Source organism: Pantoea sp. Ap-967, from assembly GCF_011752565.1.
Taxonomy (GTDB): Bacteria; Pseudomonadota; Gammaproteobacteria; order Pseudomonadales; family Pseudomonadaceae; genus Aquipseudomonas.
This window is the reverse complement of the sequence record NZ_VWXK01000042.1, coordinates 1-25,283: the sequence shown is the minus strand read 5'-3', so window position 1 is coordinate 25,283 and position 25,283 is coordinate 1. Positions and strand designations below refer to the sequence as shown.

Sequence of the window (25,283 nt, the reverse complement as noted above, 5' to 3'; positions counted from 1 at the left end):
TATCACTCAGCCTCCAGGCAGCGCAGGCCATTGCCGTGCTGGGACGATCCAGGTGCCGTTGTGGAACACTACTATCGTGAATTGGTGAATTTCCTTAGTGCGCGATTGGGTAGCCGCCAGGCAGCCGAAGATGTGGCCCACGATGCCTACCTGCGGTTGCTGGAGTATCCCGGTCTGCAGCAGGTCGAGCACCCGCGTGCATTTCTCTACCGCACGGCACTGAACCTGGTGGTCGATCGCCATCGGCGTCATCAGGTGCGCAGAGCCGAACCACTTGAGGTGCTTGATCAGGACGAGTGCTGTTATGCCGCCGTGACTGCGCCGCAGGTGCAGACCGAGCAACGGCTTTCATTGATGCAGAAAGCGCTGGCCGAATTGAGCCAGCCTTGTCGCGACAGCTTCCTGCTGCGCAAGCTCGAAGGCCTGTCCCATCAGCAAATCGCCGAACGCCTGGGCATTTCCCGCAGCCTGGTGGAAAAGCACATCGTCAACGCCATGAAGCATTGCCGGATACGCATGCGCCAGTGGGAAAGCTGAACAGGCGCCAAGGGCCGTGTGAAAATTCTGTGTACTGGCCACTTGATTTCTCACTGTTTCCCGACAACTATCTACATTGACCCCTCCAGGAAATGGCCTGGTGGTTGCCTGTTGCTGGCGCAGTTTGGTCAGGGAGCGTGCCCTTATTACTCCAACTGCCCAGGTCCGCCCATGACGAACAAGACGCTGCGCATCCTGATCGCCGATGAGCATCCCTACCAGCGCTTGCAGCTGGAAAAGCTGCTCAATGGCCTGGGTTACTACCGCATTGCCCCCGTTAATTGCTTCGAAGAGCTGCAGCGCCTGGTGCAGAGCGCCTTGCAGCCGTTCGACCTGCTTTTGGGCAACATCGAGCTGGCCAGCCACGCCGGGGTAGACCTGGCGCGGTTCTGCCGGGTCAGCACGCAGATCCAGCATGCCTTGCTGTACCACTCGCAGCACCTGAAGGTGCCGGTGGTGCCACCCACCGAGCGCGAGGCGGTGAGCCTGAGCCTGCCGCAGGCGCCGGACAGCGAGGCGCTGGAGTCGTTCATGGCGATCATCGACGGCCCGGTGCTGGTCGGCAAGATCGCCTTGCCAGCAGGCCTTGGCAGCAGCGCGGCCTACACCCGCAAGCACAGGAACTTCGGGCAGACGGTGTTCAGCCGTTAGGGGCGGTGGGCAGGGTTTTGCTATCCTCTTGCCCTTTGCCGATTCTGCGGACCCTGCCATGACTGCCATCGATACCGCACGCCCGCCCCGGTTCAGCCGCGGCGACCACCGGACCCTGGGCCTGGCGGCACTGGGCGGCGCGCTGGAAATCTATGATTTCATCATCTTCGTGTTCTTTGCCCTGACCCTCAGCCAGCTGTTCTTCCCGCCGCAAATGCCCGAATGGCTGCGCCTGTTGCAGAGCTTCGGGATCTTTGTCACCGGCTACCTGGCGCGGCCACTGGGCGGCATCTTGATGGCCCACTTCGCCGACCACCTGGGGCGCAAGCGGGTGTTCAGCCTGAGCATCCTGATGATGGCCTTGCCGTGCCTGCTGATCGGGGTGATGCCGACCTACGCCGATATCGGCTACGCGGCGCCGTTGATCCTGCTGGCGCTGCGCATTCTGCAGGGGGCAGCGGTGGGCGGTGAGGTGCCGAGCGCCTGGACCTTCGTCGCCGAGCACGCGCCGCCCGGGCGCCGGGGGTATGCCCTGGGCTTCCTGCAGGCGGGGCTGACCTTCGGTTACCTGCTGGGGGCGCTGACGGCGACGCTGCTGGCCCAGCTGTTCACGCCCCAGGAAATTCTCGACTACGCCTGGCGCTACCCGTTCCTGCTGGGGGGTGTGTTCGGCGTGATCGGCGTATGGCTGCGCCGCTGGCTTAGTGAAACGCCGGTGTTCCTGGCCTTGCGCGAGCGCCAGGCGCAGCCGGTGAAGTTCCCGTTGCGCCAGGTACTGGCCGAACACCGCGCGGCGTTGATTCCGGCGGCCTTGTTGACCTGCGTGCTGACCTCCGCCGTGGTGGTGCTGGTGGTGATTACCCCAACGGTGATGCAGCAGCGCTTTGCCATGACGGCGGGGCATACCTTTGCCCTGAGCAGCGTGGGTATCGTGTTTCTCAATATTGGCTGCGTGCTGGCCGGGCTGCTGGTGGACCGCGTGGGGGCGTGGCGTGCGCTGATGGTCTACAGCCTGCTGCTGCCGCTGGGTATCGGCGTGTTGTACGCAAGCCTGGTGGGGCAGTGGGGCATGACGTGGCTGGCCTATGCGCTGGCTGGCCTTGCCTGTGGTGTGGTGGGGGTGGTGCCGTCGGTGATGGTGGGGCTGTTCCCGGCCGAGATTCGGGTGTCGGGTATTTCCTTTACCTACAACGTGGCTTATGCGTTGTGGGCCAGTACCACGCCGTTGGCGCTGATTGCACTGATGCCGTGGAGCCCGTGGGTGTGTGTGGGTTTTTGCCTGGTCATGGGCACGGTTGGGTTGCTGACGGCCCTGTATTTCGGGCGTCGGGCTCGGGGGGGAGCTTCAGAAGCATCGCGAGCTTCGCTCGCTCCTACGGGGTGCACACGCTCCCGGTAGGCGCGCCGCAATCCCCTGTAGGAGCGAGCGCAGCTCGCGATGGGCTGCAAAGCAGCCCCGGTGTGATGCGCCGCGCAAGCGGCGCCCTCTGACCCGTTTACATGTTCGGGTAATTCGGCCCGCCCGCACCCTCAGGGGTCACCCAGGTGATGTTCTGGGCCGGGTCCTTGATGTCGCAGGTCTTGCAGTGCACGCAGTTCTGCGCGTTGATCTGGAAGCGCTTGTTGCCGTCTTCCTGGGTCACCACCTCATACACGCCAGCTGGGCAATAGCGCTGTGCCGGCTCGTCGTACAGCGGCAGGTTGCTGGCGATCGGCACATTCGGGTCGGTCAGCTTCAGGTGGCAGGGTTGTTCCTCTTCGTGGTTGGTGCTGGAGAGGAATACCGAGCTGAGCTTGTCGAAGCTGAGCTTGCCGTCTGGCTTGGGGTAGTCGATCTTCTTCGAGTCAGCAGCCAGCTTCAGGCAGGCGTAGTCCGGCTTGGTGTCGTGCAGGGTGAACGGCAGCTTGCCGCCGAACCAGTTCTGGTCGACATAGTTGAAGGCCGCGCCCAGCAGGGGGCCGAACTTGTGCATGGCCGGGCCGAAGTTGCGGCTGGCGAACAGTTCCTCGTACAGCCAGCTGGCCTTGAACGCGCTGACGTAGCCGTCGAGCTGATCGCCACCCTCACGGCCAGCGGCCAGCGCTTCGGCCACTGCCTCGGCGGCGAGCATGCCCGACTTCATGGCGGTATGGCTGCCCTTGATCTTGGCCACGTTCATGGTGCCCAGGTCGCAACCGATCAGGGCGCCGCCGTTGAACACCATTTTCGGCAGCGAGTTGATTCCGCCCTTGGCCAGGGCCCGGGCGCCGTAGCTGATGCGCTTGCCTCCTTCGAGGTACTGGCTGATCACCGGGTGGTGCTTGAGGCGCTGGAACTCATCGAACGGCGACAGGTACGGGTTGGCGTAGGACAGGTCGACGATCAAGCCGACCACCACCTGGTTGTTTTCCAGGTGATAGAGGAACGAGCCACCGGTGTTGTCCTTGGCCATTACGTCCAGCGGCCAGCCGGCGGTGTGTACCACCAGGCCCTGCTCGTGCTTGGCTGGGTCGATTTCCCAGATTTCCTTCAGGCCGATGCCGTAGTGCTGCACGTCGGCGTCGCTGTCGAGGTTGAAGCGCTTGATCAGCTGTTTGCCGATGTGGCCACGGCAGCCTTCGGCGAACAGGGTGTACTTGGCACGCAGTTCCATGCCGGGGGTGTACAGGCCGTCTTTCGGGTTGCCTTCGCGGTCGACACCCAGGTCGCCGGTGACGATGCCACGGACCACGCCGTTTGCATCGAACAGCGCTTCCTGGGCGGCGAAGCCCGGGTAGATTTCCACGCCCAGGTTCTCGGCCTGCTGGGCCAGCCAGCGGCACAGGTTGCCCAGGGAGATGATGTAGTTGCCCTGGTTGTGCATGGTTTTGGGCACGAACAGGTCTGGCACCTTGGTCGAGCTGCCGGCATCCTTGAGCACATAGATGTCGTCGCGCTTCACCTCGGTGTTCAGTGGCGCGCCGAGTTCCTTCCAGTCGGGGAACAGTTCGTTCAGGGCGCGCGGCTCGAACACCGCGCCGGAGAGGATGTGGGCGCCGACTTCAGAGCCTTTTTCCACCACGCAGACGCTGATTTCGCTACCGGCTTCGGCGGCCTTCTGCTTCAGGCGGCAGGCGGCGGACAGGCCCGCGGGGCCTGCGCCGACGATGACCACGTCGAATTCCATGTATTCGCGTTCCACAGGTTCTCTCCTACTCATCAAGGCTCGTGCTGTTGCTTTGTCTTATGGGTGCTTGCGTGCGGTGGCGCTTCACTGGCGCGAAACTGTAGCGACGCAATGGGACGGACTACACCGTTTTGTCTTGGCGCGCATTATATCTACACCACTGGACGGGTCCAATACAAACGTTTGTTTGAATTTGCCAAAGCCCCGTAAAATCAAAGGAGCGCGGCTGGAGGGTGACCGATTTGCCGTATTGACCGGATTGGGTGTTACGGTCAAGATACGAGCGGTTTTACGTTCGCCGTAGGCTTGCAGCCGGGCGCAGGTACACCTCTAAAGACCAGGTGTGGAGCAGGGTTTTGCGGCTTTTGGTCGGTTTGTAGTGGAGTTTACACGCCACGACAGGAAATGACCCGTGGGTTATTGCCGCAACGGTCTGATAAGGACTGTTCGGTCACCATGAAGTTTGCCCCTCCCGGTACGTTTTTAGAGGTGCCCTTGTACCCACGCGCATCGCCGGGCTCTGCCCCAGGCGACTATCTATTCACCGGAGAGTAACGAGGAATCCATGAAGGTTCTTGTAGCTGTCAAACGAGTGGTCGACTACAACGTCAAGGTTCGCGTCAAGGCGGACAACTCCGGCGTCGACCTTGCAAACGTCAAGATGTCCATGAACCCCTTCTGCGAAATCGCCGTCGAAGAAGCCGTGCGCCTGAAGGAAAAAGGCGTGGCGAGCGAGATCGTCGTCGTTTCCGTTGGCCCGACCACTGCCCAGGAGCAGCTGCGTACCGCCCTGGCCCTGGGTGCCGACCGCGCCATTCTGGTCGAAGCCGCTGACGAGCTGAACTCCCTGGCCGTGGCCAAGGCGTTGAAAGCCGTTGTCGACAAGGAGCAGCCGCAGCTGGTGATCCTTGGCAAGCAGGCCATCGACAGTGACAACAACCAGACCGGCCAGATGCTGGCTGCGCTGACCGGCTACGCCCAGGGCACCTTCGCCTCCAAGGTGGAAGTGGCGGGCGACAAGCTCAATGTCACCCGTGAAATCGATGGCGGCCTGCAGACTGTTTCGTTGAACCTGCCGGCTATCGTCACCACCGACCTGCGCCTGAACGAGCCACGCTATGCGTCGCTGCCGAACATCATGAAGGCCAAGAAGAAGCCGCTGGAAACCGTTACGCCAGACGCGCTGGGCGTTTCCCTCGCCTCCACCAACAAGACCCTGAAGGTTGAAGCCCCGGCTGCCCGCAGCGCTGGCATCAAGGTCAAATCGGTGGCCGAACTGGTCGAGAAGCTGAAGAACGAAGCGAAGGTAATCTAAATGACTATCCTGGTTGTCGCTGAATACGAAGCCGGTGCCGTAGCCCCGGCCACCCTGAACACTGTCGCCGCAGCCGCCAAGATCGGTGGTGATGTGCACGTGCTGGTCGCCGGCCAGAACGTCGGTGGCGTTGCTGAATCTGCCGCCAAGATCGCCGGCGTGGCCAAGGTGCTGGTGGCTGACAACGCCGCCTACGCCCACGTTCTCCCAGAGAACGTCGCGCCGCTGATCGTCGAGCTGGCCAAGGGTTACAGCCACGTGCTGGCCCCGGCCACCACCAACGGCAAGAACATCCTGCCGCGCGTTGCCGCGCTGCTGGACGTCGACCAGATCTCCGAGATCATCTCGGTCGAGTCCGCCGATACCTTCAAGCGCCCGATCTACGCCGGTAACGCCATTGCTACCGTGCAATCGAGCGCTGCGGTCAAGGTCATCACCGTGCGTACCACCGGCTTCGATGCCGTGGCCGCCGAAGGTGGTTCGGCTGCCGTGGAAGCCATCGGTGCCGCGCACAACGCCGGTATCTCGGCCTTCGTTGGCGAAGAGCTGGCCAAGTCCGACCGCCCAGAGCTGACCGCTGCCAAGATCGTCGTTTCCGGCGGCCGCGGCATGGGCAACGGTGACAACTTCAAGCACCTGTACAGCCTGGCCGACAAGCTCGGCGCTGCCGTGGGTGCCTCGCGCGCCGCGGTGGACGCAGGCTTCGTGCCGAACGACATGCAGGTCGGCCAGACCGGCAAGATCGTTGCGCCACAGCTGTACATCGCCGTCGGTATCTCCGGCGCGATCCAGCACCTGGCGGGCATGAAGGACTCCAAGGTGATCGTCGCGATCAACAAGGACGAAGAAGCACCGATCTTCCAGGTGGCCGACTACGGCCTGGTGGCTGACCTGTTCGAGGCGGTGCCGGAGCTGGAAAAGCTGGTCTGATCCGGCGGCTTCACTTATAAAGAAGCCCGGCCCTTGCAAGGGGGCCGGGTTTTTTTTGCCTGTTTGTAGGGCGCCGTTTTGCGCCGCATCGCGAGCTGCGCTCGCTCCTACAGGGGGCACGTCAACCGGTAGGAGCGAGCAAAGCTCGCGATGCGCCGCAGCGCGGCGCTGCTAAGGAGTAAAAGGATGGTCAAGGTACTGGCATGCATGGCAGCGCTGCTGTCGCCCCTCGCCGTGGCAGCGGGTAAATGCGAGCGCCTGGTCGCCACTGGCAGCCCGGATGCCCCGCCGTATTCCTGGCAAGACCCGCAAGACCCCGCACACCTGATCGGCGCCAACGTCGACCTGCTGCGCCAGGTGGCTGGCGAGCTGGGCCTGAAGGTGGAAGTGCTCAATGCCGGCCGCCGTGACCAGGCGCTGGAAGAGGTGCGCAGCGGGCGCATGGACGTGCTGCTCGACACACCGCTGTTGGTGGAGCAACTGACCGCGCTGGACTACATCCACCCAGCCCTGCAACTCAACGAATACCTGGTGTGGACGCGCCATGACGCAACCCTGGCGTTCGAAGGCCCGGCCGACCTGGCCAAGTACCAGGGCAGCCTGTCGGAAAAGGCCCGCCTGACCCCAGCCTTCAGCGCGTTCACCAAGGCACAGCTCAAGCTGGTGCCGGCACAGAACCTGACCCAGGCATTCCAGAAGCTGGTGCTGGGCCAGGTCGACTACGTGCTCGCTGGCCGTTACTCAGGCATGGCCATGGCCCAGAGCCTGGGCATGAGCAACCACCTGATCGCCCGGGGCTTGCCCGTTGATCGCCCGGGGCTGTACCTGGCGCTGTCACACAATTCGGCCTGCAATGATGCGTGGTTGCGTGGGCAACTGGCGAAAAAGCTGACAGAATTGCCGATCTCCGGTGCGTCTGAAGCCGTGCTGCAACGTAACGTCGAGCGCTGGAAGGCGCAGATGCAGGTGCAGGCAGGCGCCCCCAAACAGTAGGAAGAGTGCGTGAGAACCCAATCACTGATCCTTGCCGTGGCCATGCTCGGCCTGGCCGGCTGCGCCAATGACCCGGCGCCCAATGAACAGATGCGTATTTCCGAGCAGGCGCTGGAACAGGCCAAGGCGGTGGGTGCCACCGACCAGGTCGAAGCGCTCAAGCTGGCCGAAGACAAGTTCGCTCGGGCCAAGACCAACATGCTCACTGAGGATTACCGCGATGCGCGCATGCGCGCCGAGCAGGCCGAGCTGGACGCACGCCTGGCCGAGGCGCAGGTGCTGAACCAGAAAAGCGAAGAGCAGTTACAGGTGTTGCAGTCGCGGGTCAAGCGCCTGCACAAGCAACTGGAGGTGCAGCCATGAAGTGCTTCAAGCCCATGACTGCGTTGGCCGTGCTGGTGTTGGCGGCAGGTTTGCAAGGTTGCGCCAGCCAGCGCAGTTCGCAGGCGCTGGATGATGCGACCGCGGCCTTCCAGAAGGTCAAGGACGACGCCGATGTGCTGCGCAGCGCGCCGCGCGATGTGATTCGCGCCGGTGAATCGCTGTCGCGGGCCGAGCGCTTGTCTGGCTACATTGGCAGCGGCACCGACGTGCGCCATTACGCCTACCTGAGCCAGCGCTACAGCGAAATTGCCCGCGAGCATGCCAAGCTGGCGCTGAACCAGGAGCGTCAGGCCAAGCTCGACCTGGAGCGCCAGCGCCTTCAGCTGGCCCTGCGTGAGGCCAAGCTTGCCAGCGTGCAGCAGCAAGGCAAGTGGGTGGAAAGCCAGATTGCCGCGCTGGCCTCGGAGCAGGCCGACCGTGGCCTGGTGATGACCCTGAGCGATGTGCTGTTCGACACCGGCAGCGCCGACCTGAAGAACTCGGCCAGCCGCACGGTGCTCAAGCTGGTGCAGTTCCTGCAGCTCAATCCGCGCCGCGTGGTGCGCATCGAGGGCTATACCGACAGCACCGGCGCGCCTGAAGACAACCTGGCGCTGTCGCGCGACCGCGCCCAGTCGGTGGCCGACATGCTGGTCGACCTGGGCGTAGATGAAAAGCGCCTGCAGGTCGAGGGTTATGGCGACCAGTACCCGATCGAGGCCAATGCTTCGGAGCGGGGCAGGGCGCAGAATCGCCGGGTCGAGATCGTCTTTTCCGATGACAAGGGCAAGCTTGCGCCGGCGCGCTGATCGAGGGCCGAGCGGGGCCGCTGTGCGGCCCATTCGCGGGGCAAGCCCGCTCCTACAGGGACCCAAGGGCGGTGTAATAGGCTTAATGTTTTAGACAGGTGTCACACAACTGTATTGGTGACTATCCTGCCATCTGTCCCAGTACACTTTGCAACTGTTACGGTATGCTCTACCGTCAGTGTGTCACACAAGAATAACGAGCCCGCCCGCGCGTCGAGATACCGCCATGACCAACCTGCTGCTGTACCAGCGCATCGCCCAGCAACTGGCCGATGACATCCGTCGTGGTGTCTACCAGCCAGGCGAGCGCGTACCCTCCGTGCGCAAGATGAGCGCCCAGCTCAATGTTAGCCATGCCACGGTGTTGCAGGCCTATGCCAACCTCGAAGACCAGGGCCTGATTCGCGCCCGGCCGCAGTCGGGCTACTACGTTCACCAGACCCCGGCCCTGACCGCGCAAACCCCGGATATCGCCCGGGTCGAACGCCCTGGCCTGGTCACCCGGGCCAGCATCATCCAGCAGGTGCTGACCGAAGCCCGCCGCGACGGCGTGTTCCCCTTCGGCGCCGCGGTGCCCCATGTCGACTACCTGCCGGTGCGTGCCCTGCACCAGCAGATCGCCAAGGTGACCCGCTTCCACAGCCCGCGTGCGTTCAGCTACATGTTCAGCCCCGGGTTCGAGCCGCTGCGCCGGCAGATCGCCATTCGCATGCGCGATGCCGGCGTGCTGGTGGACCCGCGTGAGGTCATCGTCACCCATGGTTGCGTCGACGCCCTGCAGATGTCACTGCGGGTGCTGACCCGCCCGGGCGACCTGATCGCCGCAGAGTCGCCCACCTACTACGGCTTGTTGCAGTTGGCCGACCTGCTGGGCCTGAAGGTCATCGAAATCCCCAGCGACCCGTCCACCGGCATCAGCCTCGAAGCGCTGCAGTTGGCCGCCAACCAGTGGTCGATCAAGGCCCTGGTGCTGACCTCGCGCCTGAGCAACCCCCTGGGCGGCACCATTCCCGAAGAGCGCCAGAAGCAATTGCTGCGCCTGGCCTCGGACTTCGATATCCAGATCGTCGAGGATGATATCTACGGCGAGCTGATGTTCGAGCAGGGCAAGACCCGGGCGCTCAAGGCCTTCGATCGGCTGGACCGGGTAATCTACTGTTCGAGCTTCTCCAAAACCCTGTCCCCCGGCGTGCGCGTAGGCTGGATGGTGGCAGGGCGCTACCAGGAGGAGATCCAGCGGCTGCAGACCTTCACCACCCATTCGGCCTGCAGCGTCACCCAGATGGGGGTAGCGGCGTACCTGGAAAACGGTGGCTACGACCGCCACCTGCGCTACATCCGCCAGGAGTACCGCAAGAACCTCAGTGCCTACCAGCTGGCGGTTCAGCAACATTTCCCGGAAGGCACGCAGATGACCCGGCCTACAGGGGGCTTCATTCTCTGGGTGAGCCTGCCAGGGCGGGTCAACACCCAAGAGCTGCATGTGCGTGCGCTGGAGCAGGGGATCAGCATTGCCCCGGGGCTGATCTTCAGCAATACCGAGCAATTCAACCACTGCATCCGGCTCAATTGCGGCATTCCGTGGAACAAGGAAGCCGAACGCGCGGTGATTACCTTGGGGCTGCTGGCGCAACAGTTGTGCCGCGAGCCACAACCCACACTTTTGTAAGGCTTGCCAGCGGCGGGCGGAACAGCGAGCATACGCACTTTCACAACCTGCCTTTTCTGGTGTTCATGAGCCTGTTGCGTCGTTTTTCCCTGGTGTTTTGCCTTGCCGCCTTCTGCGGGCCTTGCCTCGTGGTGCAGGCTGCGCAGCCGCCTGCACCGGCCAAGGCGGAGCAGCCCAAGGCGGCGCACAAGCCCGTGGCCAAGCCAGCGGCCCGGCAGCCGGCCAAGGCGAGCAAGCCAAAGGCCAAGGCCAAGCCCGTGCGCAAGCCGGTCAGCAAGGCGGTGGCGCAGCCGTTGCCCAAGGCCAAGCTGGACCTGAGCCTGCCCACCGAGATGGTCAAGAACCTGCAGCCCGAGGTGGGTGATGCTACCCTGCGGCGCAAACCTTTGCTGCCCGCCATGTTCACGGCCAAGCCGGAATCCGATGACAGCCCGTTCCAGCTCAATGGCCGGTTGATCAGCAATGAAATGCAGCTGCAACTGCGCAACGATGCCCGCCGGGAAGTAGACGGTGCGGCCATCGAATTTCAGTTTCGCAACTAGCCCTGCGCAACTGACTGCCGGGTCACGGCAGTTTTCATCGGGCCAGCAATTTCAAACGTGTGTTTGAGCGGTTACTATCCAGGGACGTTCGTCCCGTTTTGCTTCTGGGAGTACTGAAAGCCATGAATTGCCGTGAGGGCTGCGGTGCCTGCTGCATTGCCCCGTCCATCAGTTCCGCGATGCCGCGCATGCCCCAGGGCAAGCCGGCGGGCGAGCGCTGCCTGCACCTGACCCTCGACAACCTCTGCGACCTGTTTGGCAAGCCCGAGCGGCCGGCGGTGTGTGGGGGGTTCAAGGCGGACATCGAGGTCTGCGGCAATGACCGCGACGAGGCAATCAGGATTCTGGGCTGGTGGGAGCAGATGACGGCGGCGTGACAGGTTGGATCTTCGACAACAAGGAACAAGACGATGAGATCGATCAAGCGTATTGCACTGCTGTGTGGCCTGGGCGTGGTATTGGCGCCCAGTGCCTGGGCCGAGAACTGGCAGGTGGCCAAGGACGAGGAGGGCATCAAGGTGTCCCTCAGTGAAGTGGCAGGCTCCAAGTACAAGGCCTACCGTGGCGTGACCCTGATCAAGGCGCCGCTGGCCAAGGTGCAGGCGCTGCAGGAGGATGTGGCCGGGGCGTGTGCCTGGATTCACGAGTGCAAGGCGCAGAAGTTGCTCAAGCACGAGGGTGACCAGAGCTGGACCTACACCCAGTTCAATACCCCGTGGCCGGTAACGGCGCGCGATTCGGTGCTGCACATCACCACGGTCAAGGGCGCTGACGGCAGCCTGACCCGCAACCTGGTCGAAGAGCCGACCTATATCCCGGAAGAGAAGGGCTTCGTGCGGGTGGCCAAGGTAGAGGGCTTCTGGAAACTGGTGCCCAAGGGCGACAGCACCGAGGTGACCTACCAGGTGCACACCGAGCCTGGGGGCAGTGTGCCGGCCATGGTGGCCAACAAGTTCGTGGTGGATGCGCCGTTCAATACCCTGAAGGGGTTGCGTGAGCGCGCCGAGAAGAATTGATAGGCGTGTGATGGGCGCCTGGCGGTGCATCGCGAGCTACGCTCGCTCCTATCGAGGTACACAACCCTTGCTGTAGGAGCGAGCGTAGCTCGCGAAGCGTCGCCAGGCGCAAAAAAAGGCTGCCCGAGGGCAGCCTTTTTGCGTTCGGCGTGAAACCGCTTACTTGCGGTCTTTCAGCTCGACGATGTCGCGCTGCAGTTCGCCGGTGTACAGCTGGCGAGGGCGGCCGATCTTGTACGGGCTGGAGAGCATTTCCTTCCAGTGCGAGATCCAGCCCACGGTACGTGCCAGGGCGAAGATCACGGTGAACATGCTGGTTGGAATGCCGATCGCCTTCAGGATGATGCCCGAGTAGAAGTCGACGTTCGGGTACAGCGAGCGCTCGATGAAGTACGGGTCGGTCAGGGCGATCTCTTCCAGGCGCATGGCCAGTTCCAGCTGCGGATCGTTCTTGATGCCCAGCTCGCCCAGCACTTCGTCGCAGGTCTTCTTCATCACCGTGGCGCGCGGATCGCGGTTCTTGTAGACGCGGTGACCGAAGCCCATCAGCTTGAACGGATCGTTCTTGTCCTTGGCCTTGGCGATGAACTTGTCGATGTTCGAGACATCGCCGATTTCATCGAGCATGGTCAGGACGGCCTCGTTCGCACCGCCGTGGGCAGGGCCCCACAGTGCGGCGATACCAGCGGCGATACAGGCGAACGGGTTGGCACCCGAAGAACCGGCCAGGCGCACGGTGGAGGTGGAGGCGTTCTGCTCGTGGTCGGCGTGGAGGATGAAGATCCGGTCCATCGCCTTGGCCAGCACCGGGCTGATCGGTTTGATCTCGCACGGGGTGTTGAACATCATGTGCAGGAAGTTTTCCGCGTACGACAGGTCGTTGCGCGGGTACATCATCGGCTGGCCCATGGAGTACTTGTAAACCATCGCGGCCAGGGTCGGCATCTTGGCGACCAGGCGCACCGCGGAAATTTCGCGGTGTTGCGGGTTATTGATGTCCAGGGAGTCGTGGTAGAACGCCGACAGGGCGCCGACCACGCCGCACATCACCGCCATCGGGTGAGCGTCGCGGCGGAAACCGTTGAAGAACGACTTCAGCTGCTCGTGAACCATGGTGTGGTTCTTCACGGTGCTGACGAACTGGGCCTTCTGCTCGGCGTTCGGCAGTTCGCCGTTGAGCAGCAGGTAGCAGGTTTCCAGGTAGTCGGACTTCTCGGCGAGCTGTTCGATCGGGTAGCCGCGGTGCAGCAGCACGCCCTTGTCGCCATCGATGTAGGTGATCTTCGACTCGCACGAGGCGGTCGCCATGAAACCAGGGTCGAAGGTGAAGTGACCAGTGGCCCCCAACCCGCGGACGTCGATTACATCAGGACCAACGGTGCCGGTTAAAATGGGCAGCTCGACGGGGGCAGCGCCCTCGATGACCAACTGCGCTTTTTTGTCAGCCATGTGGCCTCCTATTAATGCTTGAAATCATCAGACAGCCCCCCACGCAGGGCCCGCACCACTATAGAGAAGTAAATTCGAATGTCAATTTGCCTAAAGGCTGCTTGAAAGCCCCCCTGAAGCCTGATTTTTCTGGGAATTCTCGCCCATTTACGCCTTTTGCTCGCTAAAGGCAATGCGCTATTTGGGCTACCCCGTCACGTTGTCATAAGCAGCCTAACTGTCTATACTCGGCACCCGACTCCCAGGGGCTTGCAAGCCCGAACTGCTGGGTGTCGCCGTTCCCTGGGTGGTGGGTACCTGACCAGTACACTTACCAACAACTTTGCCCTGATTCGCTAGGGGCTCTTCAGTGTGAAAAAAGCCGTGAAAAGCCAACGACCTGTAAACCTAGACCTAAGGACCATCAAACTCCCCATTACCGGCGTAACGTCATTCCTCCACCGTGTATCCGGCATCATTCTCTTCCTCGGCCTGGCTATCATGCTTTACGCATTGAGCAAGTCCCTGGGTTCGGAGGAAGGTTACGGTGAGGTGAAGGCGTGCTTGACCAGCCCCCTGGCCAAGTTCGTTGCGTGGGCTCTGCTGTCTGCCCTGCTGTATCACCTGGTCGCTGGCGTGCGCCACCTGATCATGGACATGGGCATCGGCGAGACGCTGGAAGGCGGAAGACTGGGCTCGAAAATCATCATCGCTGTTTCCGTTGTGGTTATCGTGCTGGCAGGAGTTTGGATATGGTAACTAACGTCACGAACCTTTCGCGTTCGGGCCTCTATGACTGGATGGCGCAACGCGTCTCTGCGGTCGTTCTCGCGGCTTACTTCATTTTCCTGATCGGCTACCTCGCCGTTCACCCAGGTATCGACTATGCCCAGTGGCACGGTCTGTTCTCCCACAACGCGATGCGAATCTTCAGCTTGCTGGCCCTGGTTGCCCTGGGCGCCCACGCCTGGGTCGGCATGTGGACCATTGCTACCGACTACCTGACGCCAATGGCGCTGGGCAAGTCGGCAACTGCGATTCGTTTCCTGTTCCAGGCGGTATGCGGCGTTGCGATGTTCGCTTACTTCGTCTGGGGTGTGCAGATTCTCTGGGGTATCTGATCCATGGCTAGCATTCCAACCATTTCCTTCGACGCCATCATCATCGGTGGCGGCGGCGCCGGCATGCGCGCTGCGCTGCAGCTGGCACAAGGCGGTCACAAGACTGCCGTGGTCACCAAGGTGTTCCCGACCCGTTCGCACACCGTATCGGCCCAGGGTGGCATCACCTGCGCCATCGCTTCGGCCGACCCGAACGACGACTGGCGCTGGCACATGTACGATACCGTCAAGGGTTCCGACTACATCGGTGACCAGGACGCTATCGAATACATGTGTCAGGAAGGCCCGGCTGCGGTCTTCGAGCTGGACCACATGGGCCTGCCGTTCTCGCGTACCGAAACCGGTCGTATCTACCAGCGTCCGTTCGGCGGCCAGTCCAAGGACTTCGGTAAAGGTGGCCAGGCCGCCCGTACCTGCGCCGCTTCCGACCGTACCGGTCACGCGCTGCTGCACACCCTGTACCAGGGCAACCTGAAAGCCGGCACCACCTTCCTCAACGAATACTATGCCGTTGACCTGGTGAAGAACCAGGACGGCGCATTCGTAGGTGTGATCGCGATCTGCATCGAAACCGGCGAAACCCTGTACATCAAGTCCAAGGCCACCGTACTGGCCACGGGCGGTGCCGGCCGTATCTACGCCTCCACCACCAACGCCCTGATCAACACCGGTGACGGTATCGGCATGGCCCTGCGTGCAGGCGTGCCGGTGCAAGACATCGAGATGTGGCAGTTCCACCCAACCGGCATCGCCGGCGCCGGCGTACTGGTTACCGAAGGCTGCCGCGGTGAAGGTGGTTACCTGATCAACGCCCACGGCGAGCGCTTCATGGAGCGTTACGCGCCGAACGCGAAAGACCTGGCCGGCCGCGACGTGGTTGCCCGTTCCATGGTCAAGGAAATCATCGCTGGCAACGGCGTGGGCCCGAACAAGGACCACGTACTGCTGAAGCTGGACCACCTGGGCGAGGAAGTGCTGCACAGCCGCCTGCCAGGTATCTGCGAACTGTCCAAGACCTTCGCCCACGTCGACCCAGTGGTCGCGCCGGTGCCGGTCGTTCCAACCTGCCACTACATGATGGGCGGCGTTGCCACCAACATCCACGGCCAGGCCATCACCATGGACGCCGAAGGCAACGACCACATCATCCCAGGCCTGTTCGCCGTAGGTGAAGTGGCGTGCGTATCGGTTCACGGTGCCAACCGCCTGGGCGGCAACTCGCTGCTCGACCTGGTGGTGTTCGGCCGTGCTGCCGGCCTGCACCTGGAGAAGGCGCTGTCCGAAGGCGTGGAATACCGCGACGCCAGCGACACCGACGTCGATGTTGCCCTGAACCGCCTGAACAAGCTCAACGAGCGCACTTCCGGCGAAGACGTTGCCAGCCTCAAGCGTGAGCTGCAAAGCTGCATGCAGAACTACTTCGGTGTATTCCGTACTGGCGAATACATGCAGAAGGGTATCGAGCAACTGGCCGGCCTGCGTGACCGCATCGCCAACGTCAAGATCAACGACAAGTCCCAGGCCTTCAACACCGCGCGTATCGAAGCGCTGGAGCTGCAGAACCTGCTGGAAGTCGCCGAAGCTACCGCCATCGCGGCCGAAGCCCGTAAAGAGTCCCGCGGCGCCCACGCCCGTGAAGACTTCGAAGACCGTGACGACGAAAACTGGCTGTGCCACACCCTGTACTACCCGGGTGAGAAGCGCGTTGCCAAGCGCGGCGTCAACTTTGCGCCGAAGACAGTTCCTGCCTTCGAACCAAAAGTCCGGACTTACTAAGGGTGGCTGCTATGTTGAAAGTCGAAGTTTATCGTTACAACCCGGACACCGATTCGGCCCCCAAAATGGAGTCGTTCGACGTCGATACCGGCGGCAAGGACCTGATGGTGCTGGATGTATTGGCACTGATCAAGGAAAAGGACGAAGGTTTCTCGTACCGTCGCTCCTGCCGTGAAGGCGTTTGCGGTTCCGACGGCATGAACATGAACGGCAAGAACGGCCTGGCCTGCATCACCCCGCTGTCGGGTGTGGTGAAGAAGGGCAAGCTGGTGCTGCGTCCGCTGCCAGGCCTGCCGGTCATTCGTGACCTGGTGGTCGACATGAGCATCTTCTACAAGCAGTACGAGAAGGTGAAGCCATTCCTGCAGAACGACACCCCGGCCCCGGCCATCGAGCGCCTGCAATCGCCGGAAGACCGTGACAAGCTGGACGGCCTGTACGAGTGCATCCTGTGCGCCTGCTGCTCGACGTCCTGCCCATCGTTCTGGTGGAACCCTGACAAGTTCCTGGGCCCAGCGGCCCTGCTGCAGGCCTATCGCTTCCTGGCCGACAGCCGTGACACCAAGACCCAGGAGCGCCTGGCGTCCCTGGATGACCCGTTCAGCGTATTCCGCTGCCGCGGGATCATGAACTGCGTCAACGTTTGCCCGAAGGGTCTGAACCCAACCAAGGCAATCGGTCACGTACGTAACATGCTGCTGCAAAGCGGCACCTGATACAAAGTGTTGTACCTGCAGTAAGCCGAGGTGCGGGTGGTGAGCCCGCACTGAGGTAAAACCTGGGCAAGGGCCCACAAAGCCCGCGCTCGATACCTATGAAGATATGAGACCAGCAGGGGCTTTCCGGGCTGGTACCCGGAAAATCAGCAGGATCCAAGTGGCGTGGTTCAGTCGCTTTATTCGGACTTTTCCAGGTTTGCTGTGGCTCTCGCCGATCAGTCCCCTAACCGAGGGTGACCAAGCATGCAAGAAAGCGTGATGCAGCGCATGTGGGAAAGCGCCCACCTTTCAGGTGGTAACGCTGCATATGTGGAAGAGCTCTACGAGCTCTACCTGCACGACCCTAACGCTGTGCCAGAAGAGTGGCGCACTTACTTCCAGAAGTTGCCCGCCGACGGCAGCACCGCTACCGATGTATCGCACTCGACGATCCGCGACCATTTCGTATTGCTGGCAAAGAACCAGCGCCGCGCCCAACCGGTGTCCGCCGGGAGCGTGAGCACAGAACACGAGAAGAAGCAGGTTGAAGTTCTGCGACTGATCCAGGCCTATCGTATGCGCGGCCATCAGGCTGCCAAGCTCGACCCGTTGGGGTTGTGGCAGCGACCTGCGCCTGTAGACCTGTCGATCAATCACTACGGCTTGACCAATGCCGATCTTGATACGACCTTCCGTGCCGGCGACCTGTTCATCGGCAAAGAGGAGGCGAGCCTACGCGAGATCGTAGAGGCACTCCAGAAGACATATTGTCGCACCATTGGTGCCGAGTTCACCCACATCGTCGATTCCGAGCAGCGCAGCTGGTTCCAGCAGCGTCTGGAGAGCGTGCGTGGCCGTCCGGAATTCTCCGTCGACGTGCAGGCTCACCTGCTTGAGCGCGTGACCGCCGGTGAAGGCCTGGAAAAATACCTGGGCACCAAGTACCCGGGCACCAAGCGCTTCGGCCTGGAAGGTGGCGAAAGCCTGATCCCGATGCTGGACGAAATGATCCAGCGCTCGGGCTCCTACGGCACCAAGGAAGTCGTGATCGGCATGGCCCACCGTGGCCGCCTGAACGTGCTCGTCAACACCTTCGGCAAGAGCCCGCGCGAGCTGTTCGACGAGTTCGAAGGCAAGAAGATGAACGAGCTGGGCTCCGGTGACGTGAAGTATCACCAGGGCTTCTCCTCCAACGTGATGACCTCCGGTGGCGAAGTTCACCTGGCCATGGCATTCAACCCCTCCCACCTGGAAATCGTCTCGCCAGTGGTGGAAGGCTCGGTTCGTGCCCGCCAGGACCGTCGCAACGACACCGTTGGCGACAAGGTGCTGCCGATCTCGATCCACGGCGACGCAGCCTTCGCCGGCCAGGGCGTGGTCATGGAAACCTTCCAGATGTCGCAGACCCGCGGTTTCAAGACCGGCGGCACCGTGCACATCGTGATCAACAACCAGGTCGGTTTCACCATCAGCAACCCGCTGGACTCGCGCTCCACCGAGTACGCCACCGACGTTGCCAAGATGATTCAGGCGCCGATCCTGCACGTCAACGGCGACGACCCGGAAGCCGTGCTGTTCGTGACCCAGCTGGCCGTCGACTACCGCATGCAGTTCAAGCGTGACGTGGTCATCGACCTGGTCTGCTACCGTCGCCGCGGCCACAACGAGGCCGACGAGCCGAACGGCACCCAGCCGCTGATGTACCAGCAGATCACCAAGCAGCGCACTACCCGCGAGCTGTACGCCGAGTCGCTGATCCAGGCTGGCCGCATCGATGCCGAGCGCGCCCAGGCCAAGATCGACGAGTACCGCAACGCGTTGGACAACGGCCTGCACGTGGTGAAAAGCCTGGTCAAGGAGCCGAACCGCGAGCTGTTCGTCGACTGGCGTCCGTACCTGGGCCATGCCTGGACCGCGCGTCACGACACCCGCTTCGACCTCAAGACCCTGCAAGACCTGTCGGCCAAGCTGCTGGAGCTGCCGGAAGGCTTCGTCGTTCAGCGCCAGGTCGCGAAGATCTACGAAGATCGCCAGAAGATGCAAGCCGGTGGCTTGCCGATCAACTGGGGTTATGCAGAAACCATGGCCTACGCCACCCTGCAGTTCGAAGGTCACCCGATCCGCATGACCGGCCAGGACATCGGCCGTGGCACCTTCTCGCACCGTCACGCGGTGCTGCACAACCAGAAGGACGCCAGCACCTACGTACCGCTGAAGAACCTGTTCCCGGGCCAGCCGAAGTTCGAACTGTACGACTCCTTCCTTTCGGAAGAAGCGGTACTGGCCTTCGAATACGGCTACTCCACCACCACGCCGAACGCGCTGGTGATCTGGGAAGCCCAGTTCGGCGACTTCGCCAACGGTGCGCAAGTGGTGATCGACCAGTTCATCACCAGCGGCGAGCACAAGTGGGGCCGCCTGTGCGGTCTGACCATGCTGCTGCCACACGGCTATGAAGGGCAGGGGCCGGAGCACTCCTCCGCGCGCCTGGAGCGTTACCTGCAGCTGTGCGCCGAGCACAACATCCAGGTCTGCGTACCGACCACCCCGGCACAGATCTACCACCTGCTGCGTCGTCAGGTCATTCGTCCGCTGCGCAAGCCGCTGATCGTGCTGACGCCCAAGTCGCTGCTGCGCCACAAGCTGGCCATCTCGACCCTGGAAGACCTGGCAGAAGGCTCGTTCCAGACCGTGATCCCGGAAATCGACGCGATCGATCCGGCCAAGGTCGAGCGCCTGGTCCTGTGCAGCGGCAAGGTCTACTACGACCTGCTGGAAAAACGCCGTGCCGAAGGCCGCGAAGACATCGCGATCCTGCGTCTGGAGCAGCTGTACCCGTTCCCGGAAGACGACCTGGTCGAAATCCTGGCGCAATACAGCAACCTCAAGCACGCCGTATGGTGCCAGGAAGAACCGATGAACCAGGGCGCCTGGTACAGCAGCCAGCACCACATGCGCCGTATCCTGGGCCGCCACAACAAGGCGCTGGTCCTGGAATACGCCGGCCGCGACGCATCTGCCGCGCCCGCTTGTGGTTACGCTTCGAAGCACGCCGAACAGCAGGAAAAACTGCTGCAAGACGCCTTCACTGTCTAACGCCTTCGCGCACCTGAAACCGAATTTAAGGAAACACAGATAATGGCTATCGAGATCAAAGCCCCAACCTTCCCGGAATCGGTTGCCGACGGCACCGTTGCCACCTGGCACAAGCAGCCGGGCGAAGCCGTCAAGCGTGACGAGCTGATCGTCGACATCGAAACCGACAAGGTCGTCCTGGAAGTGCTGGCCACTGCCGACGGCGTGCTGGGTGCGATCGTCAAGGGCGAGGGCGACACCGTCCTGTCCGACGAAGTACTGGGCTCGATCGTTGAAGGTGGCGCTGCCGCTGCTGCCCCTGCCGCCGCACCGGCCGCTGCTGCCCCGGCTGCCGCTGCCGCCGACGCTGGCGAAGACGACCCGGTCGCTGCCCCAGCCGCACGCAAGCTGGCTGAGGAAAACGGCATCGACCTGGCCACCGTTGCCGGCACCGGCAAGGGCGGTCGCATCACCAAGGAAGACGTCGTCGCTGCCGTCGCCAACAAGAAGTCGGCGCCTGCACCGGTTGCCAAGCCTGCCGCTGCCGCTGCCGCTGCTGCTGCCCCAGTTGTGGTCGCCGCCGGCGACCGCACCGAGAAGCGCGTGCCGATGACCCGCCTGCGCGCCAAGATCGCCGAGCGCCTGGTCGAAGCCCAGTCGAACATGGCCATGCTGACCACCTTCAACGAAGTGGACATGACCGAAGTCATGGCCCTGCGTTCGAAGTACAAGGACCTGTTCGAGAAGACCCACAACGGCGTACGCCTGGGCTTCATGTCGTTCTTCGTCAAGGCTGCCACCGAAGCCCTGAAGCGCTTCCCGGCGGTCAACGCCTCGATCGACGGCAACGACATCGTCTACCACGGCTATGCCGACGTCGGCGTTGCCGTGTCCAGCGACCGTGGCCTGGTGGTTCCGGTTCTGCGTAACGCCGAGTCGATGAGCCTGGCTGAAATCGAGAACGGCATCGCCACCTTCGGCAAGAAGGCCCGTGACGGCAAGCTGGCCATCGAAGAGATGACCGGTGGCACCTTCACCATCACCAACGGCGGCACCTTCGGTTCGATGATGTCGACCCCGATCGTCAACCCGCCGCAGGCCGCGATCCTCGGCATGCACAACATCATCCAGCGCCCGATGGCCATCAATGGCCAAGTGGTGATTCGCCCGATGATGTACCTGGCGCTGTCGTACGATCACCGCCTGATCGATGGCAAGGAAGCGGTAACCTTCCTGGTCACCATCAAGAACCTGCTGGAAGATCCGTCTCGCCTGCTGCTGGACATCTAACCCTCTGGCTGCGTACCGTGCCGGGCCTGGCTTCGCGAGAAGCCATGCCGCGCGGTCCGCGGCTTGTAGCTTGTAGCTGATAAGGAATCTTTTATGACCCAGAAATTCGACGTAGTGGTAATTGGTGCAGGTCCTGGCGGCTATGTGGCTGCCATCAAGGCCGCACAACTTGGTCTGAAGACTGCCTGTATCGAGAAGTACACCGACGCCGAGGGCAAGCTGGCCCTGGGCGGCACCTGCCTGAACGTAGGTTGCATCCCCTCCAAGGCGCTGCTGGACAGCTCCTGGAAGTACAAGGAAGCCAAAGAGAGCTTCAACGTCCACGGCATTTCCACTGGCGAAGTGAAAATGGACGTGGCCGCGATGGTTGGCCGCAAGGCTGGCATCGTCAAGAACCTGACCGGTGGCGTTGCCACCCTGTTCAAGGCCAACGGCGTGACCTCGATCCAGGGCCACGGCAAGCTGCTGGCTGGCAAGAAAGTCGAAGTCACCAAGGCTGACGGCACCACCGAAGTCATCGAAGCCGAGAACGTGATCCTGGCTTCCGGCTCGCGCCCAATCGACATTCCGCCGGCTCCGGTCGACCAGAACGTCATCGTCGACTCCACTGGCGCCCTGGAATTCCAATCGGTACCCAAGCGCCTGGGCGTGATCGGCGCTGGCGTGATCGGCCTGGAACTGGGCTCGGTATGGGCTCGCCTGGGTGCTGAAGTCACCGTCCTGGAAGCCCTGGACACCTTCCTGATGGCTGCCGACACCGCGGTGTCGAAAGAAGCCCAGAAGACCCTGACCAAGCAAGGCCTGGACATCAAGCTGGGCGCGCGCGTCACGGGCTCGAAAGTCAACGGCAACGAAGTCGAAGTGACCTACACCAACGCCGAAGGCGAGCAGAAGATCACCTTCGACAAGCTGATCGTCGCGGTTGGCCGTCGCCCGGTGACCACCGACCTGCTGGCTGCCGACAGCGGCGTGAACATCGACGAACGTGGCTACATCTTCGTTGATGACTACTGCGCCACCAGCGTGCCGGGCGTGTACGCCATCGGCGACGTGGTACGCGGCATGATGCTGGCCCACAAGGCCTCGGAAGAGGGCATTATGGTCGTCGAGCGCATCAAGGGCCACAAGGCCCAGATGAACTACGACCTGATCCCATCGGTTATCTACACCCACCCGGAAATCGCTTGGGTCGGCAAGACCGAACAAGCCTTGAAGGCCGAGGGTGTTGAGGTTAACGTAGGCACCTTCCCGTTCGCGGCCAGCGGCCGTGCGATGGCAGCCAACGACACCGGTGGTTTCGTCAAGGTCATCGCCGACGCCAAGACCGACCGCGTCCTGGGTGTGCACGTGATTGGCCCGTCCGCTGCCGAACTGGTACAGCAGGGCGCAATCGCAATGGAATTCGGCACCAGTGCCGAGGATCTGGGCATGATGGTCTTCAGCCATCCAACCCTGTCCGAAGCGCTGCATGAAGCAGCGCTGGCAGTGAATGGCGGCGCCATTCACGTAGCCAACCGTAAGAAGCGTTAATTATAAGAAACCACGGCGGGCTGCCCGTCGTGAGTCTTGCGTGCATGACTCACCGCGGAACGTCCGCCGGACTGAACCACATGGGATAACCCGGGGTTAACGGTCACAGGTGGTGCGGCGCCAGCAATGGCGCAGCGCCGAAGCGCAGTACCTAACGAAGACGGTAAAAAGCATGAATCTTCACGAGTATCAGGGTAAGCAGCTGTTCGCTGAATACGGCCTGCCAGTTTCCAAGGGTTTCGCAGTCGATACCCCTGAGCAAGCTGCAGAAGCCTGCGACAAGATTGGCGGTTCCGAGTGGGTTGTCAAAGCCCAGGTTCACGCCGGTGGTCGCGGCAAAGCGGGCGGCGTCAAGCTGGTTCGCAGCAAGGAAGACGCCAAGGCGTTCGCTGCACAGTGGTTGGGCAAGAATCTGGTTACCTACCAGACTGATGCCAACGGTCAACCCGTCTCCAAGATTCTGGTCGAATCCTGCACTGACATCGCCAAAGAGCTGTACCTGGGCGCTGTAGTGGACCGCTCGAGCCGCCGTATCGTGTTCATGGCCTCCACCGAAGGTGGCGTGGACATCGAGAAAGTCGCTCACGAAACACCTGAGAAGATCCTCAAGGCCACCATCGACCCGCTGGTCGGCGCTCAGCCGTTCCAGGGCCGTGAGCTGGCGTTCCAGCTGGGCCTGGAAGGCAAGCAAGTTCAACAGTTCGCCAAGATCTTCGTTGGCCTGGCCAAGCTGTTCAAGGATCACGACCTGGCCCTGCTGGAAGTGAACCCGCTGGTGATCAAGGCCGATGGCGACCTGCACTGCCTCGATGCCAAGATCAACATCGACGCCAACGCCATGTACCGTCAGCCTAAGCTGAAAACCTTCCACGACCCGTCGCAGGACGACGCCCGTGAAGCCCACGCTGCCAAGTTCGAACTGAACTACGTTGCCCTGGAAGGCAACATCGGCTGCATGGTCAACGGTGCCGGCCTGGCCATGGGTACCATGGACATCGTCAACCTGCACGGCGGCAAGCCAGCCAACTTCCTCGACGTGGGCGGCGGTGCTACCAAAGAGCGCGTTACCGAAGCGTTCAAGATCATTCTGTCCGACAGCAATGTCGCGGCCGTTCTGGTTAACATCTTCGGCGGCATCGTTCGCTGCGACATGATTGCCGAAGGCATCATCGGTGCAGTGAAAGAAGTCGGCGTTAAAGTTCCGGTTGTGGTTCGCCTCGAAGGCAACAACGCCGAACTGGGCGCTAAAGTACTGGCAGAAAGCGGTTTGAACATCATTGCGGCCACCAGCCTGACCGACGCTGCTCAACAAGTTGTCAAAGCTGCGGAGGGCAAGTAATGAGCGTTCTGATCAATAAAGATACCAAAGTCATCTGCCAGGGCTTCACCGGCTCGCAGGGTACTTTCCACTCCGAACAAGCCATCGCCTACGGCACCAAGATGGTCGGCGGCGTAACCCCGGGCAAGGGTGGCACCACCCACCTGGGCCTGCCAGTGTTCAACACTGTCAAGGAAGCCGTGGAAGCTACCGGCGCTGACGCTTCGGTCATCTACGTTCCGGCTCCTTTCTGCAAGGACTCGATCCTGGAAGCGGCCTTCGGCGGCATCAAGCTGATCGTCTGCATCACCGAAGGCATTCCTACCCTGGACATGCTGGATGCCAAGGTCAAGTGCGACGAGCTGGGCGTGACCCTGATCGGCCCTAACTGCCCAGGTGTCATCACCCCGGGCGAGTGCAAGATCGGCATCATGCCAGGCCACATCCACCTGCCAGGCAAGGTCGGTATCGTTTCGCGTTCCGGCACCCTGACCTACGAAGCGGTCAAGCAGACCACCGACGCCGGCTTCGGCCAGTCGACCTGCGTGGGCATCGGTGGCGACCCGATCCCAGGCTCCAACTTCATCGACATCCTGAAGCTGTTCCAGGAAGACCCGAAGACCGAAGCGATCGTCATGATCGGTGAGATCGGCGGTTCGGCTGAAGAAGAAGCGGCAGCCTACATCAAGGCTAACGTGACCAAGCCAGTGGTTTCCTACATCGCTGGTGTTACCGCACCTGCGGGCAAGCGCATGGGCCACGCTGGCGCCATCATCTCCGGCGGCAAAGGCACTGCGGACGAGAAGTTCGCTGCGCTGCAGGACGCCGGTGTGAAGACCGTGCGTTCCCTGGCTGACATCGGTAAGGCCCTGGCCGAGCTGACTGGCTGGGAAGCCAAGAAGTAATTTAGCGACACCCCCCACGCGCACAGAGGCCACCTTCGGGTGGCCTTTGTCGTTGTGCGCCAGGCATGGCGCGTTGCGCGTTAGCGCAACCTGCTTGGCTGTGGTGGCCAAAGCAGGAGACTTGGAGGTGCAAGTCCTCTACACACCCGGCAAGGGGAAGTGTTAGCCAGA

23 protein-coding genes are annotated in these 25,283 nt (G+C 62.1%); 21 read left to right on the top strand and 2 right to left on the bottom strand.

The genetic code is table 11. The annotated features are described in order from the left end of the window. Positions 1 to 60: 60 nt before the first annotated feature. From F3J45_RS27300 to F3J45_RS27290, 3 genes are all read left to right on the top strand, one after another. Complete coding sequence (locus F3J45_RS27300; protein WP_167070364.1) at positions 61 to 537, top strand: sigma-70 family RNA polymerase sigma factor; 477 nt, start codon at positions 61 to 63, stop codon at positions 535 to 537. Between the two features lie 171 nt (positions 538 to 708). After that, positions 709 to 1,188, top strand: coding sequence for a histidine kinase (locus tag F3J45_RS27295; protein ID WP_167070362.1), 480 nt, complete (start codon positions 709 to 711; stop codon positions 1,186 to 1,188). 58 nt (positions 1,189 to 1,246) lie between these two features. Then, on the top strand, positions 1,247 to 2,587 hold the full coding sequence (locus F3J45_RS27290) for an MFS transporter (RefSeq protein ID WP_167070360.1): 1,341 nt from the start codon (positions 1,247 to 1,249) through the stop codon (positions 2,585 to 2,587). A gap of 97 nt (positions 2,588 to 2,684) precedes the next feature. Here F3J45_RS27290 and F3J45_RS27285 read toward each other — a convergent pair whose 3' ends face one another. Next, positions 2,685 to 4,367, bottom strand: coding sequence for an electron transfer flavoprotein-ubiquinone oxidoreductase (locus tag F3J45_RS27285; RefSeq protein WP_167070358.1), 1,683 nt, complete (start codon positions 4,365 to 4,367; stop codon positions 2,685 to 2,687). 532 nt (positions 4,368 to 4,899) lie between these two features. Between F3J45_RS27285 and F3J45_RS27280 the strand changes: the two genes are divergently transcribed. From F3J45_RS27280 to F3J45_RS27240, 9 genes are all read left to right on the top strand, one after another. After that, a complete protein-coding gene (locus F3J45_RS27280) occupies positions 4,900 to 5,649 on the top strand; it encodes an electron transfer flavoprotein subunit beta/FixA family protein (RefSeq protein WP_167070356.1) in 750 nt (249 codons plus the stop codon). Further along, positions 5,650 to 6,579, top strand: a complete 930-nt coding sequence (locus F3J45_RS27275) for an electron transfer flavoprotein subunit alpha/FixB family protein (RefSeq protein ID WP_167070354.1) — start codon at positions 5,650 to 5,652, stop codon at positions 6,577 to 6,579. Positions 6,580 to 6,765: 186 nt separating this feature from the next. Further along, positions 6,766 to 7,572, top strand: coding sequence for an ABC transporter substrate-binding protein (locus tag F3J45_RS27270; RefSeq protein WP_167070352.1), 807 nt, complete (start codon positions 6,766 to 6,768; stop codon positions 7,570 to 7,572). A gap of 9 nt (positions 7,573 to 7,581) precedes the next feature. Then, positions 7,582 to 7,935, top strand: coding sequence for a DUF4398 domain-containing protein (locus F3J45_RS27265; RefSeq protein WP_167070350.1), 354 nt, complete (start codon positions 7,582 to 7,584; stop codon positions 7,933 to 7,935). After that, the gene (locus F3J45_RS27260; RefSeq protein WP_167070348.1) at positions 7,932 to 8,744 is read left to right on the top strand and encodes an OmpA family protein; all 813 of its coding nucleotides are present in this window, start codon (positions 7,932 to 7,934) and stop codon (positions 8,742 to 8,744) included. The genes F3J45_RS27265 and F3J45_RS27260 overlap by 4 nt, the downstream gene beginning before the upstream one ends. A gap of 226 nt (positions 8,745 to 8,970) precedes the next feature. Beyond that, positions 8,971 to 10,413 (top strand): PLP-dependent aminotransferase family protein, encoded by a 1,443-nt coding sequence (locus tag F3J45_RS27255; RefSeq protein WP_167070345.1) that lies wholly within the window; start codon positions 8,971 to 8,973, stop codon positions 10,411 to 10,413. Positions 10,414 to 10,478: 65 nt separating this feature from the next. Beyond that, positions 10,479 to 10,955, top strand: coding sequence for a hypothetical protein (locus F3J45_RS27250; RefSeq protein WP_167070343.1), 477 nt, complete (start codon positions 10,479 to 10,481; stop codon positions 10,953 to 10,955). Between the two features lie 122 nt (positions 10,956 to 11,077). Further along, the gene (locus F3J45_RS27245) at positions 11,078 to 11,332 is read left to right on the top strand and encodes a YkgJ family cysteine cluster protein (RefSeq protein WP_167070341.1); all 255 of its coding nucleotides are present in this window, start codon (positions 11,078 to 11,080) and stop codon (positions 11,330 to 11,332) included. 33 nt (positions 11,333 to 11,365) lie between these two features. Beyond that, the gene (locus tag F3J45_RS27240; protein ID WP_167070339.1) at positions 11,366 to 11,971 is read left to right on the top strand and encodes an START domain-containing protein; all 606 of its coding nucleotides are present in this window, start codon (positions 11,366 to 11,368) and stop codon (positions 11,969 to 11,971) included. A gap of 159 nt (positions 11,972 to 12,130) precedes the next feature. On the opposite strand, the gene gltA is transcribed toward F3J45_RS27240, so the two are convergent. Continuing rightward, positions 12,131 to 13,420, bottom strand: coding sequence for a citrate synthase (gltA, locus tag F3J45_RS27235; RefSeq protein WP_167070337.1), 1,290 nt, complete (start codon positions 13,418 to 13,420; stop codon positions 12,131 to 12,133). A gap of 351 nt (positions 13,421 to 13,771) precedes the next feature. Between gltA and sdhC the strand changes: the two genes are divergently transcribed. From sdhC to sucD, 9 genes are all read left to right on the top strand, one after another. After that, entirely contained in the window at positions 13,772 to 14,158 is a 387-nt protein-coding gene (sdhC, locus tag F3J45_RS27230; RefSeq protein WP_370526489.1) for a succinate dehydrogenase, cytochrome b556 subunit, read from the top strand. Continuing rightward, positions 14,152 to 14,520, top strand: a complete 369-nt coding sequence (sdhD, locus tag F3J45_RS27225; protein WP_167070335.1) for a succinate dehydrogenase, hydrophobic membrane anchor protein — start codon at positions 14,152 to 14,154, stop codon at positions 14,518 to 14,520. Before sdhC ends, sdhD begins: the two co-directional genes overlap by 7 nt. A gap of 3 nt (positions 14,521 to 14,523) precedes the next feature. After that, a complete protein-coding gene (sdhA, locus tag F3J45_RS27220; RefSeq protein WP_167070333.1) occupies positions 14,524 to 16,296 on the top strand; it encodes a succinate dehydrogenase flavoprotein subunit in 1,773 nt (590 codons plus the stop codon). Positions 16,297 to 16,307: 11 nt separating this feature from the next. Continuing rightward, the gene (locus tag F3J45_RS27215; protein ID WP_167070331.1) at positions 16,308 to 17,012 is read left to right on the top strand and encodes a succinate dehydrogenase iron-sulfur subunit; all 705 of its coding nucleotides are present in this window, start codon (positions 16,308 to 16,310) and stop codon (positions 17,010 to 17,012) included. Positions 17,013 to 17,258: 246 nt separating this feature from the next. After that, positions 17,259 to 20,090: a 2-oxoglutarate dehydrogenase E1 component gene (locus F3J45_RS27210; RefSeq protein ID WP_167070329.1), complete on the top strand. Its 2,832-nt coding sequence runs from the start codon at positions 17,259 to 17,261 to the stop codon at positions 20,088 to 20,090. Positions 20,091 to 20,132: 42 nt separating this feature from the next. After that, positions 20,133 to 21,359, top strand: coding sequence for a 2-oxoglutarate dehydrogenase complex dihydrolipoyllysine-residue succinyltransferase (gene odhB, locus F3J45_RS27205; RefSeq protein ID WP_167070327.1), 1,227 nt, complete (start codon positions 20,133 to 20,135; stop codon positions 21,357 to 21,359). A 93-nt stretch (positions 21,360 to 21,452) separates the two neighbouring features. Beyond that, the gene (gene lpdA, locus F3J45_RS27200) at positions 21,453 to 22,889 is read left to right on the top strand and encodes a dihydrolipoyl dehydrogenase (RefSeq protein ID WP_167070325.1); all 1,437 of its coding nucleotides are present in this window, start codon (positions 21,453 to 21,455) and stop codon (positions 22,887 to 22,889) included. Positions 22,890 to 23,061: 172 nt separating this feature from the next. Continuing rightward, entirely contained in the window at positions 23,062 to 24,228 is a 1,167-nt protein-coding gene (gene sucC / locus F3J45_RS27195; protein WP_011534748.1) for an ADP-forming succinate--CoA ligase subunit beta, read from the top strand. Continuing rightward, positions 24,228 to 25,112 carry a succinate--CoA ligase subunit alpha gene (gene sucD / locus F3J45_RS27190; protein WP_016393102.1) on the top strand — a complete coding sequence of 295 codons (885 nt, stop codon included), beginning with the start codon at positions 24,228 to 24,230 and terminating at the stop codon, positions 25,110 to 25,112. Before sucC ends, sucD begins: the two co-directional genes overlap by 1 nt. Positions 25,113 to 25,283: the final 171 nt, after the last annotated feature.